Origin of the sequence: Yersinia massiliensis, from assembly GCF_003048255.1 — a bacterium.
Taxonomy (GTDB): Bacteria; Pseudomonadota; Gammaproteobacteria; order Enterobacterales; family Enterobacteriaceae; genus Yersinia; species Yersinia massiliensis_A.
The window spans coordinates 4,115,420-4,130,509 of the sequence record NZ_CP028487.1 but is presented as its reverse complement, the minus strand read 5'-3'; the positions used below and the strand labels follow the sequence as shown (position 1 = coordinate 4,130,509).

Below are 15,090 nucleotides of genomic sequence, written 5' to 3'. Positions count from 1 at the left end.
GTCACCTACCCTAAATTTCTGTAAGAGGATCGTCCGATGGTTGAGCAATCATACTCCCTCCGGACTGGAAGTTTTTCTTGGCTTGATACATCGCCTCATCTGCCCGTTGTAACAACGCTTCAGGTGTTTGGGCATGGTCAGGATAAATCGCGATCCCAATACTCAGCGACATCGTAATTTCGCATCCATCCGCTAACATAATGGGTTGGCTCATACTTTCATGAATATCGCTGGCAATGATCGAAACGTCTTTAATGTTATGAATAGGGGCCAGCAACACGGCGAACTCATCACCACCTAGGCGGGCGACTAAATCGCTTTCCCGTAATAAGGCACGAATACGGTCAGCAATGGTGGTCAGCACCACATCTCCCGCCGCATGACCATAGTTATCATTGATTTCTTTGAAGCGATCACCATCAAGGAATAAAACCGCAGCATGTTCACCAGGTTCACAATCGCCCAGCGTGCGACTTAAGCGGCCTTCAAAAAAGGCGCGGTTTGCCAAACCGGTAAGGCTATCGTGTGCCGCTCGATGTGCCAGTGAGTCATTTTCTTGCGTGAGGTGAGCCTGCCAAACTTCCAGCTCCCCTAGCAATTCATTGAAGTCATCGCTTAGCGCATTGAGCTCTGCTGTTTTGGCCGAAGGAACTCGTTGGCCAAAGCTGCGATGGCGGCTAACATTATGAGCGACTTTGGTAATTTGGTTTAGTGAGCCGATAACACCAGATAGCATGCGCCGTGACAACACTAATGCGACCGCTGTCGTGAGCACTAAGCATAAAAGTAGGCCCGCCATTCCTTGCAGTAGAAAACGTAGCAGGTTACTGCCATGACCGGCAATCACGACGGTACCGATTTCATTGCCGTCATGAATAATGGGAAGAACAACGGGGTCAGGTAGTGTACAGCGGGCAACTTGTTGTTCCAAATAGTGCATCGGACTAGTATCAGGCTTTGTCCAACTGGCTAGCTCTCGGCCATTTACATCCAAAATTTTCACATTGTCCACTTCTTCATTAGCAGCAATGAGCGCTAGGGCTTCGTTAGCAGCCATGCTGTCGCCAAACACCACCGCAGCTTCAGTGGTATAGCTAATCGAGCGAGCCACTAAGTGCAGGTTATGATCGACATAAACCCGTAATGCTAACAGTGCTGCCAGTGTCAGGCAGATACCCGCTGTTACCACTGAGACGAGCGCCACAATCAGATGTATTCGTCCCAGAACTCGTCCCAACGTGGGGAGATTAGTGGGGGCATTGTGATGTTTAGCCTGACCAGCAGACTTATTTTTGATTGAACTCATAATGCGTCAGCCTTTTTACGGGCAAGTTGCAACACACTGGGGTGAACACGGACCCCACCGCGTGCTAATGCATCCATATTAACTTTGAAAGAGGCTTGCTTATCTTCCAGCAGTAAACAAAATGCACTGCCCACGGTGCATTCGTCATAATCCTCACTGATGGTTAGCACGGGGTACCCTGTGAGTAAAATGGCCAGTTCTTGGCGTTTTTGTGCCTCAATGCGTCCTAAATAAATCACATCACAATTGGCCGCAATCGAGGCATCTATCTGGGGATAATGCACAGTCTTAATCGGATGGGCGGTTTGCATTAAAGCCGGATTAAATAACATTTCTGCGTAATCCGTTTGAGGGACTACACATAAACGAATCACTGTCGGCGGTACTGGCCAACGCGTATAGCTGATGATACCCAGCACCATTTTGGCCGCGTTATCACTGCGATTTTGTATGCGTTCCTCACCCAGCTTATTTGCCGCCATTAACGGCCATGCGATAAATAGGAGCGAGAGAAGAAAGAAAATAGAGACACAGATCCGCCAGACTCGCCCTAGCGTGATCGGTTTGAGCGGACAATAGCGCTTATCATTACTGACGCCGCTAAATGCGCAAGTTGCAGTGTTCATTTCTGCGCTTCCTGTAGGGCGGCAAGGTTCACGTGTAAATTGCAGTCGATGGAAATTTCAGCCTACATTATCTCTACTATAAACTTTGATTATTGCAATCATAGTCATAATATCGCCAATCTGCGATTAATCTTAAATGCTATTTTATATTCATAAAAAAAGCCCGACTAAATTAGCCGGGCTTGATGGTCGTCGATAAAATTAAGCGGCGTTTGATGTGCCTTTAAAACGCGCAATAATCCATTTTTCGATTTCTACGATGATAAATATCGCGATAGAAACCAGCAATGTCACGCCCCAGTAATAAGCCGGTAATGGCTCAGTACCGAACGCGGTATTCATAAATGGCAGATAAATAATCGCGAGCTGCAACAGGATCAGAACGCCAGAGACTAACCACAACCCTTTGTTGACGAAGATTTCTTTGTTCAACGGGAAGCGGTCCATCACGCGGCAGTTAAACATGTAAATCCACTGTGCGGTCACCAAGGTCTGCATTATTACGGTACGGATAAACTCGGTGCTGTAGCCGCGAGGTTCCATATAGGCTTCCAAGGCAAAAGCACTACAAGCAATCAAGGTACCGACAAATGCGATGCGCCAGATAGCATGGCCGTCTAACACGTGTTTAGACGGGTCACGTGGATTACGACGCATAATGCCACGTTCTGACGGTTCGAAAGCCAAACCAAACGAGAGCGTGGTGGAGGTTGCCATGTTTATCCAGAGGATTTGCAGTGGCGTCAGTGGGATCACCGCACCGACCAAAATCGCAAAGATAATTAATAGCCCTTGCGCCAAGTTGGTTGGCAATACAAACAGAATCGTTTTCTTCAGGTTATCGTAAACACGACGCCCTTCTTCAACGGCATGAGCAATAGTGGCGAAGTTGTCATCAGACAGCACCATATCGGCAGCTTCTTTTGTGACTTCAGTCCCCTTGATACCCATGGCAATACCCACATCGGCTTGTTTCAGTGCCGGTGCATCGTTAACGCCATCGCCTGTCATCCCCACGATTTCGCCTTTCTCTTGCAAGGCTTTAACCAAGCGCAACTTATGCTCAGGGCTGGTACGGGCGAAGATATCATAACGAACTGCGGCTTCTGCCAGTTCCTTATCATCCATGTGCTCTAGCTGACCACCGGTAATGGAGTCTTTCCCATTGCCTATGCCGAGCATCGCACCAATCGCCATCGCGGTTTCCTGATGGTCACCGGTGATCATTTTCACGCGAATACCAGCCTGTTGGCAGGTTGCAATCGCATCAATGGCTTCAGGACGCGGTGGATCCATCATGCCGGCGATACCGACAAAGATCATGCCTTGCTGGATATCGCTGTGGTCCAATTCGCTAAGAGGCTGCTCGGTTGGGCGGTAGGCCGCAGCCAGCATACGCAAACCTTGTTTGCTGTAGCGCGTCATCTCTGCGTCCCAGTAATCGCGGCGGAATGGCACGACGCCATGCTCCGTCAGCTCTTGCTGGCAGAATGTGAACAGCACGTCTGGTGCGCCAGTCAGGAAGATACAGCTTTCAGACTCAACTTGGTGGCTGGTGGCCATGTACTTATAAGCCGAATCGAAAGGAATTTTACCGTGTTGCGTTACCTGACCCAGTTCAATCCCTGATTTAGCCGCCAAGACTTTTAATGCGCCTTCGGTTGGACCACCCACAATCGTCCAATGGCCTTGGTCGTTCTTTTGAATCTGACTGTCATTACACAAGTTGGCCGCAGTGATAAAGGTTTTTAACGGCCCGGCCAGTACAGCTTGTTGATCGCTGCCCTCTGGATAGATATTCCCGACTGGCTCGTAACTTTCACCGGTGACCTTATAGCAGCTGTCAGCCAGAATGACGGCTTTGACGGTCATTTCGTTCATCGTCAGTGTGCCGGTTTTATCGGAACAGACGACGGTCATCGCCCCTAACGTTTCTACTGTCGGTAGCTTACGAATAATCGCGCGGTTGCGCGCCATCGCTTGCACACCAAGGGACAGGATGATCGAAATAATCGCCGGTAAACCTTCCGGTACTGAGGCCACGGCCAAGCTGATTAACGCCAGCAATAACTCATCAACCGGCAGGTCACGCAGGATAAAGGCAAAGACGAACAGGAATGCCATCATCACTAAAATCAGGATGAAAATAGCTTTGCCCAAGCGGTCCATCTGTTGCAACAGGGGGGTACGAACGGCTTCAACCTCTGACATCATCTGGTTGATATGACCCAGCTCGGTATTACCGCCACTGGCGATGACGACGCCTTTCGCCGTACCCGCACTGATGGTGGTGCCAGAGAACAGCAGGTTTTTGCGATCACCAATAACAGATTCGTTCTCAATCACCCCGATTTGCTTCTCAACCACGGTGGATTCACCGGTCAAAATAGCTTCTTCAATCTGGAGATTGTGGGCTTCAAGTAGCCGAAGGTCTGCAGGAATTTTATCCCCTGGTTTCAGCGTAACGATATCACCCGGTACGAGATTCTGTGCGTCAATGGTTTGTGCATTGCCATCACGGATAACCACAGCTTTACTGGATAGCATATTTTGTATGCTTTTCAGCGATCTTTCGGCTTTGTTTTCTTGAACGTAACCAATTAAGGCATTAATGACGGCGACGCAAAGGATAATGATGGTGTCAACGGAATGGCCCATCAAACCTTTGACCAATGCCGCTGCTAACAAAATATAAATCAGGACATCATTAAAATGGCCTAAGAACTGCAGCAGGGGGTGCTTACTTTTTTTGGCGGGGAGTGCATTAGGGCCGTACTGCTTAAGGCGCTCTTCCGCCTCTTTTTGGCTTAACCCTTCTTCGCGGCTATTAAGCTGCTGCAAAGATTCTTCCGTCGTCAGTTGATACCAAGCCTTGCCTTCTGGGGGCGGTGAGGCCGATTTATGGTCAGATGAGTTTTGCATTGAAAGAACCTTCTTAAAAATGAGTAAATCTATAATCTCTACGTTTGCATATATTTACTAAATGATATTACCCTTCACCTTCGACCATGCCAAACGTTAATAACGCCAATGGCTTCGGGTATAAATGAAAGATTTACAACAGCATAGTGATATTAAGCAAGGATAGTAGATTTTTATCATAATAGTGCTTTGATCTGAGATAATAATAAAGAAATATTTGGCAATAAGCTAAATTTAACTTATTGAATACTAGGCGATTCGGCTATTGTTATTTTCGGAAATTTCCTTCCTAAAACTCTGTGTATCGTCTATCCAGCAGAGAATGTTCTACCTCATTAAGTCATTACCTATGAAGATTAATCCTACATATCCATTAGTATGTGTAATCACTGGCTATCAAGTGAAACTCTTAGTTAAGATATCCCATCGCCGGAACTTATAATGACTATGCTAATCAGAAGTTGCGGTAAGTAAAATGCAGTAGCCAACAACCAGTGAGGAAACAGTAAGTATGGAAAAGTGGCGATATCTGGCGATTGGCGTGTGTCTGGTGACAACCTCAGGTGTGGCATTCGCTGACTCCCTTGATGCCCAACGGCAACGCTATCAGCAAGTTAAATTGGCTTGGGACAGCAATCAGATGGATACCGTGGCGCAACTGATGCCCACGTTACGTGACTATCCACTGTATCCGTATCTGGAATACCGCCAGTTAACTCAAGATCTGAGCCAAGTGAGCGCGGCGCAAGTGAATGATTTCCTCAGCCGGAATCCAACATTGCCGCCCGCAAGCTCGCTCTCATCCCGCTTTGTCAATGAGCTGGCGCGTCGTGAAGATTGGCGCGGGCTATTGGCCTTCAGCCCGACAGCGCCGAAACCGGTTGCGGCGCGCTGTAACTATTACTATGCCAAATGGGCGACGGGTGAGCAGCAAGTTGCTTGGGATGGCGCGAGTGAAATTTGGCTTAATGGTCAGGCGCTACCGAGCAGTTGCGACAAATTATTCAGTGTCTGGCAACAAGCCGGACATCAAACGCCATTGGCGACATTAGCGCGCATGAAGTTGGCCCTAAAAGAGGGTAATGCGAGTTTGGTCAGCTATTTACTTAAACAGCTACCCGCCGATTACCAAACGATGGGCACGGCCTTGGCGAAATTGCAAAGCGATCCCGCCAGTGTTGAAAGCTTCGCACGGACTGTTGGGCCGACAGATTTTACGCGTTCAGCCACGATAATCGCTTTTACACGCCTGGCTCGTCAGGATGTGGAAAATGCTCGCGCGATGATCCCGACGTTAGTACGACTGCAAAAAATGAGTGATAGCGAGAAGCTGGAGCTGGAAGAGGCTGTTGCTTGGCGTCTGATGGGAACCGATGCCACTTACGATCAAGCGAAATGGCGGGATCAAGTCACGTTACGCAGTCATTCCACTCCGCTGCTGGAGCGTCGTATCCGTATGTCGCTGGGGAGTGGCGATCGTCAAGGTTTAGCGAACTGGCTGGCGCGTTTACCAGCAGATGCGCAAAACAAAGATGAGTGGCGTTACTGGCGTGCCTCGCTGTTATTGGAGCAGGGCAAAAAAGCCGAAGGCGAAGCTATCTTGCGCAGCTTGATGCAAGAACGTGGTTTTTATCCTATGGTCGCGGCGCAGAAACTGGGCGTGCCTTATCCGATTAAAGTGGAGATTGCGGCTAAACCGGATGCCTCTTTGGCTCAGCGGCCAGAGATCGCTCGTGTTCGCGAGTTGATGTATTGGAATATGGATAACTTGGCTCGAAACGAGTGGAGTTATTTGGTCGCTAGCCGCAGTAAGCCGGAGCAGGAAGCTTTAGCGCGTTACGCCTTTAACCAAAAATGGGCAGATCTGAGTGTTCAGGCCACAATTGTAGCTAAGCTGTGGGATCATCTGGAGGAACGCTTCCCGTTAGCGTGGCCGAAAGAGTTCCGTCAGGCAACAGAAGGTAAAGGGATAACACCAAGCTATGCCATGGCCATTGCTCGCCAAGAGAGTGCCTGGAACCCGAAAGCACAATCGCCTGTTGGGGCGGCAGGGCTGATGCAGGTGATGCCGCGCACCGCCGAGCATACAGTAAAGCTGAATAATATCAGTGGCTATGTTAATAGCAGCCAATTGCTGGATCCTGTGACGAATATTGAGATTGGCACGAGCTATCTGGAAGAGGTCTATCAGCAGTTCGGCCGTAACCGTATCTTATCCAGTGCGGCTTATAATGCGGGTCCTTCACGAGTCAATACGTGGCTAGGGAATAGTGCGGGGCAGGTCGATGCTGTGGCATTTATCGAGAGTATTCCTTTCTCCGAAACCCGTGGTTACGTGAAGAATGTGTTGGCCTATGATGCTTTTTACCGCCACTTTATGAATCGCCCAGCAAAAGTGTTGAGTGATGCTGAGTGGCAACGCCGTTATTAAGTGACGTTTACTGTCATTTCCTGAGTTCATGCCGTGGCAGGTATATGAGTTGTTAACCAGCCACGGCAAGTACTTTGGCTCTATCAGTCATTATGTTATGCTGCTGTACTAGTTAAATAGTATGGCGGCAGACCATGACAAAACAACCATTGACCGACATGCCTGCGTTGGCAAATGAAAACCATATTCCCGACCCCGCGTTATCCCCTGAAGACAATCAGCACTGGCTGAGTTTTGTTGCGTTGCTGCAAAATGCCATTGCGCAAGATCTTCACTTGCCGTTATTGCAACTGATGCTGACGCCCGACGAGCGCACTGCACTGGGGACTCGCGTACGTATTATTGAAGAGCTAATGCGTGGGGAATTAAGTCAACGAGAGCTGAAAAACCAGTTGGGGGCGGGGATCGCGACCATCACTCGGGGTTCCAATAGTTTGAAAACCGCGCCGTTGCCACTTAAGAACTGGCTTGAAGCCCAATTGCTGGCTGATAAAAAGTAATCGATTCTGCGGGTGTTTCAGCCCTCGGCAGAGCGTTGATAAATCTCATTGTGAAAGGGGACGAGTGCCAGCAATAGCGCCTGATGATAAACACTGGTGCGCGTTAACTTCCCGTTAGTGAAAATGCCAATGGCACCGCCCTGATGTTTCACATTCGAAATGCCCGTTAAATCGGCCATTTCGTCGCCTAGCTCACGGCCTTGGCGAATCCCTTGCAATATAATATCGGGCAGCATCAAACTGGCAGAGCGAGACTCGCCTCGTGATTGTAAGTGCTCAATAACCATCCATGCAAAGGTCATATTATCTTCGATACCGGCTTCAACCCCGACCCAAAAATCAGCCTCAGGGCGAATCTGACGGGCATGACTCACTCGTTGTCTGGCACCTGTGCGCGTCTCAATACTGCCGATAGGTTGCAGGGGAACGCCACTGTCGACGTTGATACCTTCAACACGATAACCATTGGGGCCAAAAACATCATCGAACGCGAGGCTAATAGCCTTGATCTTTGCAGGGTTGGTAGTGGCAGCAACAACATGGTACATAATGAGTCTCGATATATTTAAGAGCCTATACTCATTGCATTTGAAGCGGCTGGTTGGTGTCGGCTGACCAGTGACTTTGCCGCGCGAAGGTCTTGAGTAGAGGTTAACGTCATAGGCTTAGCGATTATTTCACGCAGTATAACGGAAAAATGACATGTTACAGGTATATCTCGTGCGTCATGGCGAAACCATTTGGAACGCGGAACGCCGTATTCAAGGCCAATCAGATAGCCCGTTGACCGACATCGGGATACGTCAGGCCTATCTTGTTGCGCAGCGGGTTCGCAGCCAAGGGATCACGCATATTATCGCCAGTGATCTTGGGCGTACACAGCAGACGGCAAAAATCATCGCCGATGCTTGTGGGCTAAAAATGGTGACAGACCCACGCTTGCGCGAGTTGAACATGGGCGTGTTGGAAACTCGTCCGATTGAAAGTCTAACGCCAGAAGAAGAGCAATGGCGCAAGCAGATGGTCAATGGCACAGAAGGTGGTCGTATCCCGGAAGGGGAATCGATGGCTGAGTTAGGTCGGCGGATGCGCGCGGCGCTGGACAGTTGTTTAGAGCTACCGGCGGGGAGTAAGCCGTTGTTAATTAGCCATGGTATGGCGTTGGGATGTCTGCTGAGTACATTACTGGGCTTACCGGCACATGCTGAACGTCGCCTGCGGTTGCGCAACTGCTCGTTGTCGCGTATTGATTATCAGGAAAGCCCTTGGCTAGCATCTGGTTGGGTCATTGAATGTGCTGGCGATACCGCGCATTTGGATATGCCAGCACTTGATGAGTTACAACGCTAACGTCTGATTGGGATGAGATACTCACATTTAAGCGTAGTTGGAGGCTGATCTTTTGGCCTCCCCTGCGGGAAGAATCGCTCGATATCATATCCACGTCTGCGGGTCAGTCCTAGCTGCGGCAAGCAAGTGCCGTAAAGCGTGAGGATGAAATCCTGCAAACCATCCAGCGGCCCGTCATAGTTAAACAGTGCATATTCACCCCCTTGCAAGATAACAGCTTGGCCTTCTTGCACGTTACTCGGCACGTGCTGGGGTTCTATGGCCGTGGTATAGAAAATCTCTTGCTCATCATCCTTCTCCTGATTCGGGCGAGAGTGATGTAGGCCATAGAGCACTGGCGGCAGTTGATCGGCTTCCCCCAAATATTGTCGCCAGAACTGCGAGCGCAATTCAGTTCGGAAATTCGATATCTGCTCAAGGGTGCAAGAATAACTTTGCGTTAAACCGACTAAGTGCTGTTCAGGTAACGTGATAAATTCAGGTTGCGGCAACGTATAGGTACCTAACCGAATCGGTGGGCATATCCCCGCTGAATGCCAATCCTCAGCCCGACGGTATAGCGCAGGTGTTTGCGCAAACTGTTTTTTAAACGCACGGGTAAAGGTTTGTTGCGAATCAAAGCGATATTGCAGGGCAATGTCCAAAATAGGGCGGCTAGTGAGTCGTAACGCCACAGCGGCTTTAGATAGCCTTCTTGCGCGAATATAAGCACCGATAGCATTCCCGGTGACATCCTTGAACATTCGCTGCAAATGCCATTTTGAGTAGCCTGCTTTGGCAGCGACATTGTCCAGTGCTAAAGGCTGGTCTAAATGACTTTCTAGCCAGCTAAGCAAATCACGAATGATACTGGCTTGATCCATAGATCTTCCTCGTAAAGCGGCCTAAATTTAGGGTGTTATTAATATGGAAAAAATAACTCTGGCGCATAGTAGCAACTTTTTATGTTCCCGACTGCTTAAGAATTTACTGGCATTATGTGTTAGATAAGTATCTAAGATTGATAAAGTGAATTTTTACCGAGTACGCTATTTTTGCTACAAAAAATTAACGTTGGATAACGTTATTCAACGGAATGGAGTAAGTGTATGAAAAAAAGTTGGATATTGCTTGGTTGCATGCTTTCTTTGGGCGCAATTAGTGCCCATGCTGAGGAAATTGGTTCAGTTGATACGGTATTTAAGTTGCTGGGACCTGATCATAAAATCGTGGTTGAAGCCTTCGATGACCCTGACGTTAAAAATGTAACTTGTTATATCAGTCGGGCAAAAACGGGGGGGATCAAGGGTGGACTGGGGTTAGCGGAAGATACATCAGATGCAGCCATTTCCTGCCAGCAAGTCGGGCCAATTGAGCTGACAGATAAAATTAAGAATAAAAAATCGGATGGTACTGTTGTCTTTCAGAAACGAACATCATTGGTATTTAAAAAGCTACAAGTGGTCCGTTTCTACGACCAAAAACGTAATGCGCTCATCTATTTGACGTACTCGGATCGTGTGGTTGATGGCTCACCCAAAAATGCCATCAGTGCGGTGCCGATTATGCCTTGGTAACAGGCCTCATTTTGCTGTGTGCAGACAAAAAAAAAGCCAGCGTAAAGCTGGCCTTTTTGTCTCTGAATGCTCGTAGAAGATTATTCTTCTAAATCACCACAGAAACGATAACCTTCGCCATGGATGGTGGCGATGATTTCAGGCGTGTCCGGCGTAGATTCGAAATGTTTACGAATACGACGGATAGTCACGTCCACGGTACGGTCATGAGGTTTCAATTCACGGCCAGTCATTTTCTTCAGCAATTCGCCACGAGACTGAATCTTGCCTGGGTTTTCGCAGAAGTGCAGCATGGCGCGGAACTCACTGCGCGGCAGCTTATAGTGCTCGCCAGCAGGGCTAATCAGCGAGCGGCTGTTGATATCCAGCTCCCAGCCATTAAATTTATAGCTCTCAACCAAGCGGCGCTCTTCACCTACGCTACCCAAGTTCATGGTGCGTGACAGTAAATTGCGTGCCCGAATGGTCAGTTCGCGCGGATTGAATGGTTTGGTGATGTAGTCATCAGCACCAATTTCCAAGCCAAGGATCTTATCGACTTCGTTATCGCGACCTGTCAGGAACATTAGGGCAACACTGGCTTGTTCACGAAGTTCCCGTGCCAGCAGCAGGCCATTTTTGCCTGGCAGGTTGATGTCCATGATAACTAAGTTGATATCATTTTCAGACAGAATGTGGTGCATTTCTGCGCCATCATTGGCTTCATGAACAACATAGCCTTCCGCCTCGAAAATGCTTTTAAGGGTGTTACGAGTAACTATCTCATCTTCTACGATCAGAATGTGCGGGGTCTGCATGTTTGCTACCTAAAATTGCCAACAAAATAGAAATAGGAAGTACAGAAGTCTTTGTTATATTAGGGTTTTTATTGACTTATTACTCGTCATCCCGCTCATCACATGACTAAAGTACGTAAACGCGTTCTTGATGCACTTTCCATCAACGTCAACAACATTACAAGCTTGATCGGGGTGTGACTCCCTACAGCCCCAAAGGTGACAAAAGCGGCGCATATCCTAACGCTATTAACAGCAATATAACAGTGTGAGCCGAATCTACCACCCAACAAAACTACGCTTTGTTGACATATATCAAATTCAATTGTAGCACGTTAACACTTTTGTGAAAAAGACTTACAAGAATACAAGCTTAAGGGATTATGGGTTAAAATATGCGATCGATTCAGTGTTGTTAATATTATAAAATTGTTCATGTGGGTAACAAAAATATAACTTTTCTAATCTCTTGATTTTTATTGTTTAAAATCAATATTCTTACGCCATGATGGCGATGTTCCTGTTTTTCATGTCAGTGTGTTATTTCATGGAAAAACATTAGAAGAATTATCGTCAATGTTAGTTAAATGTAAAATATCTGGCACAGCCAGCACTTTTTGTATCTGTTTTAATCGGTTGTCAGAATAGTGAGCCATAAGATGACTATCTTATTCCTGCTATCGGATTTTTATCGCCACAGTTGTATGACTTGTCTGTCCGAGTATTTTTGTCATTAGGCTAAAAAAATCGTGAAAGTTAATTATGGTGATTAAAAACAAATTTCTAGTTTTATTGGCTGGATCTAGATGGTTTATTTCGAACTGTCGCCAAATAACCCCAGTTGAATTAGTGGATTTGCCCCAAGAGAAGAGCGGCTTTTTTTAGCTGGTTTGATGAAAAAATTTGACTTCGCAGGGCGATTGCTTTAACCAATAGAGGGACAGCTTCATTTATGAGACAGACAGACGACATGCGATACATCAGCCTGATCACAACAATTATTACCACCACCGAAACCACTGGTTACGGGGCGGGCTGACGCGTACAGGAAACAACAAAAAAAAGCCCGCACCTAGACAGTGCGGGCTTTTTTTTTCAATCAAATCTTTGCAAAAAAATTTGCGATAAAAAAAGCGCGAAAGCGGGAGAGAACCAGAAATGCGAGTGCTGAAATTTGGCGGGACATCAGTAGCAAATGCAGAACGCTTTATGCGTGTTGCCGATATCATTGAAAGTAATGCACGTCAGGGACAAGTGGCTACGGTATTATCCGCTCCCGCGAAAATTACCAACCATCTGGTCGCAATGATCGACAAAATGGTCGCTGGGCAAGATATCTCGCCAAATATCAGCGATTCTGAGCGAATTTTTTCTGAGTTGTTACGCGGACTAGCTGATACTCAACCCGGTTTTGACTATGAACGTTTGAAAGCCTTGGTGGCACAGGAATTCGCGCAACTTAAGCACATTCTGCATGGCATTTCCTTGCTGGGGCAGTGCCCAGACAGCATCAATGCGTCGATCATCTGTCGTGGCGAGAAACTCTCTATTGCCATCATGGAGGCTGTATTTCAGGCGAAAGGTTATCAGGTTAGCGTGATTAATCCGGTCGAGAAATTGTTAGCTCAAGGCCACTATCTGGAATCTACCGTCGATATTACTGAATCCACGCGCCGTATTGGTTCCAGCAATATCCCTGCTGACCATATCATCCTGATGGCAGGTTTCACCGCGGGTAATGACAAGGGTGAGTTAGTGGTGTTGGGGCGTAATGGTTCCGACTATTCTGCGGCGGTATTGGCAGCCTGTTTACGTGCTGATTGTTGTGAAATCTGGACGGATGTCGACGGGGTTTATACTTGCGACCCTCGAGTTGTGCCTGATGCGCGCCTACTGAAGTCGATGTCATATCAGGAGGCAATGGAGCTTTCCTACTTCGGCGCTTCGGTTCTACATCCTCGCACTATCGCCCCAATCGCTCAGTTTCAGATCCCTTGCCTAATCAAAAATACCTCTAACCCACAAGCTCCCGGTACGCTGATTGGTGGCGAAAGCACTGACGATGACGGTTTCCCCGTCAAAGGCATTACCAACCTGAATAATATGGCGATGATTAACGTTTCAGGGCCAGGAATGAAAGGGATGGTCGGGATGGCTGCCCGTGTCTTTGCTGTCATGTCCCGCAGCGGGATCTCGGTCGTGCTGATCACTCAGTCTTCCTCTGAATACAGCATCAGCTTCTGTGTGCCACAAGGCGAACTACTTCGCGCGCGCAAAGCATTGGAAGAAGAGTTTTATTTGGAGCTTAAAGATGGCGTGCTGGAGCCGCTGGATGTGATGGAGCATTTGGCCATTATCTCTGTGGTTGGCGATGGTATGCGCACACTGCGTGGGATTTCAGCGCGCTTCTTCTCAGCGCTCGCTCGCGCCAACATCAATATCATTGCGATCGCTCAAGGCTCGTCTGAGCGCTCCATTTCGGTGGTCGTGAGCAATGATGCCGTGACAACCGGTGTCCGTGTCTGCCACCAAATGCTGTTTAACACCGATCAAGTGATAGAAGTGTTTGTCATTGGCGTTGGTGGAGTGGGCGGGGCATTGATTGAACAAATCTATCGCCAGCAACCTTGGTTGAAACAGCGCCATATCGATTTGCGCGTTTGTGGTATCGCCAACTCAAAAGCCATGTTGACCAATGTACATGGCATTGCGCTGGATAACTGGCGTCATGAATTGGCCGAAGTGCAAGAGCCATTTAACTTGAGCCGCCTGATTCGCTTGGTGAAAGAGTACCACTTGCTCAACCCAGTGATCGTTGACTGTACGTCCAGCCAGGCCGTTGCAGATCAATATGCTGATTTCCTTGCAGACGGTTTCCATGTGGTCACGCCAAACAAGAAAGCCAATACCTCATCCATGAATTACTACCGCCAAATGCGTGCGGCAGCGGCAAAATCTTGTCGTAAGTTCTTGTATGACACCAACGTCGGTGCGGGCCTGCCGGTTATCGAAAACCTACAGAATCAGCTCAATGCCGGTGATGAACTGATGCGCTTCTCGGGCATCCTATCTGGCTCGCTCTCCTTTATTTTCGGCAAATTGGATGAAGGCATGACATTGTCCGAAGCCACTTTGCAGGCTAAGGCGATGGGGTATACCGAACCTGATCCACGTGATGACCTTTCTGGCATGGATGTCGCGCGTAAACTGTTGATTTTGGCCCGTGAAGCAGGGTACAAACTTGAACTGGCGGATATCGAGGTCGAGTCAGTATTGCCCGCCAATTTTGATGCATCAGGTGACGTAGACAGTTTCTTGGCCCGCTTGCCATCTTTGGATGCGGAGTTCACTCGTCTGGTGGCGGATGCTGCGGAACAAGGGAAAGTATTGCGTTATGTAGGATCTATTGAGGATGGGCGTTGTAAGGTGCGGATGGATGCGGTTGATGGTAACGATCCGCTGTATAAAGTCAAAAATGGCGAGAACGCACTGGCCTTCTATACCCGCTATTATCAGCCCATTCCGTTGGTATTACGCGGCTATGGTGCAGGTAATGACGTGACTGCTGCTGGGGTGTTTGCTGATCTTTTACGCACATTATCATGGAAGTTGGGAGTTTAAAT

12 protein-coding genes, 1 pseudogene and 1 other annotated feature are annotated in these 15,090 nt (G+C 48.1%); of the genes and pseudogenes, 7 read left to right on the top strand and 6 right to left on the bottom strand.

What is annotated here, in order from left to right:
* Positions 1-10: 10 nt before the first annotated feature.
* The 3 genes from DA391_RS19110 to DA391_RS19100 form a co-directional block, all read right to left on the bottom strand.
* Entirely contained in the window at positions 11-1,306 is a 1,296-nt protein-coding gene (locus tag DA391_RS19110) for a diguanylate cyclase domain-containing protein (RefSeq protein ID WP_050080155.1), read from the bottom strand.
* Entirely contained in the window at positions 1,303-1,932 is a 630-nt protein-coding gene (locus tag DA391_RS19105; RefSeq protein WP_049604858.1) for a YfiR family protein, read from the bottom strand. Before DA391_RS19105 ends, DA391_RS19110 begins: the two co-directional genes overlap by 4 nt.
* A 201-nt stretch (positions 1,933-2,133) precedes the next feature.
* Positions 2,134-4,854, bottom strand: a complete 2,721-nt coding sequence (locus tag DA391_RS19100; RefSeq protein ID WP_050080157.1) for a cation-transporting P-type ATPase — start codon at positions 4,852-4,854, stop codon at positions 2,134-2,136.
* Positions 4,855-5,365: 511 nt separating this feature from the next.
* On the opposite strand from DA391_RS19100, the gene sltY reads away from it, so the two are divergent.
* Both sltY and trpR read left to right on the top strand, forming a co-directional pair.
* Positions 5,366-7,285 (top strand): murein transglycosylase, encoded by a 1,920-nt coding sequence (sltY, locus tag DA391_RS19095; protein ID WP_050080158.1) that lies wholly within the window; start codon positions 5,366-5,368, stop codon positions 7,283-7,285.
* A 134-nt stretch (positions 7,286-7,419) separates the two neighbouring features.
* Positions 7,420-7,785 carry a trp operon repressor gene (trpR, locus tag DA391_RS19090; RefSeq protein WP_050080159.1) on the top strand — a complete coding sequence of 122 codons (366 nt, stop codon included), beginning with the start codon at positions 7,420-7,422 and terminating at the stop codon, positions 7,783-7,785.
* Between the two features lie 17 nt (positions 7,786-7,802).
* On the opposite strand, the gene yjjX is transcribed toward trpR, so the two are convergent.
* Entirely contained in the window at positions 7,803-8,333 is a 531-nt protein-coding gene (yjjX, locus tag DA391_RS19085) for an inosine/xanthosine triphosphatase (protein WP_050080160.1), read from the bottom strand.
* 154 nt (positions 8,334-8,487) lie between these two features.
* Here yjjX and gpmB point away from each other — a divergent pair, with 154 nt between their 5' ends.
* Entirely contained in the window at positions 8,488-9,135 is a 648-nt protein-coding gene (gene gpmB / locus DA391_RS19080; RefSeq protein WP_108088075.1) for a 2,3-diphosphoglycerate-dependent phosphoglycerate mutase GpmB, read from the top strand.
* On the opposite strand, the gene robA is transcribed toward gpmB, so the two are convergent.
* The gene (robA, locus tag DA391_RS19075; protein ID WP_050080162.1) at positions 9,132-9,998 is read right to left on the bottom strand and encodes an MDR efflux pump AcrAB transcriptional activator RobA; all 867 of its coding nucleotides are present in this window, start codon (positions 9,996-9,998) and stop codon (positions 9,132-9,134) included. The two genes, gpmB and robA, sit on opposite strands and share 4 nt — an antisense overlap.
* Before the next feature lie 225 nt (positions 9,999-10,223).
* Here robA and creA point away from each other — a divergent pair, with 225 nt between their 5' ends.
* Complete coding sequence (creA, locus tag DA391_RS19065) at positions 10,224-10,691, top strand: protein CreA (RefSeq protein ID WP_050080163.1); 468 nt, start codon at positions 10,224-10,226, stop codon at positions 10,689-10,691.
* Positions 10,692-10,771: 80 nt separating this feature from the next.
* Here creA and arcA read toward each other — a convergent pair whose 3' ends face one another.
* The gene (gene arcA, locus DA391_RS19060) at positions 10,772-11,488 is read right to left on the bottom strand and encodes a two-component system response regulator ArcA (protein ID WP_004706052.1); all 717 of its coding nucleotides are present in this window, start codon (positions 11,486-11,488) and stop codon (positions 10,772-10,774) included.
* 102 nt (positions 11,489-11,590) lie between these two features.
* Here arcA and yjjY point away from each other — a divergent pair.
* The 3 genes and pseudogenes from yjjY to thrA form a co-directional block, all read left to right on the top strand.
* Positions 11,591-11,665 (top strand): annotated as a pseudogene (yjjY, locus tag DA391_RS24545) (protein YjjY); the annotation flags it as partial.
* 754 nt (positions 11,666-12,419) lie between these two features.
* A complete protein-coding gene (thrL, locus tag DA391_RS19055) occupies positions 12,420-12,506 on the top strand; it encodes a thr operon leader peptide (protein WP_071822419.1) in 87 nt (28 codons plus the stop codon).
* Positions 12,445-12,563, top strand: a sequence feature (Thr leader region). (Overlaps the previous gene by 62 nt.)
* A 62-nt stretch (positions 12,564-12,625) precedes the next feature.
* Positions 12,626-15,088, top strand: a complete 2,463-nt coding sequence (thrA, locus tag DA391_RS19050; RefSeq protein ID WP_108088074.1) for a bifunctional aspartate kinase/homoserine dehydrogenase I — start codon at positions 12,626-12,628, stop codon at positions 15,086-15,088.
* Positions 15,089-15,090 lie beyond the last annotated feature (2 nt).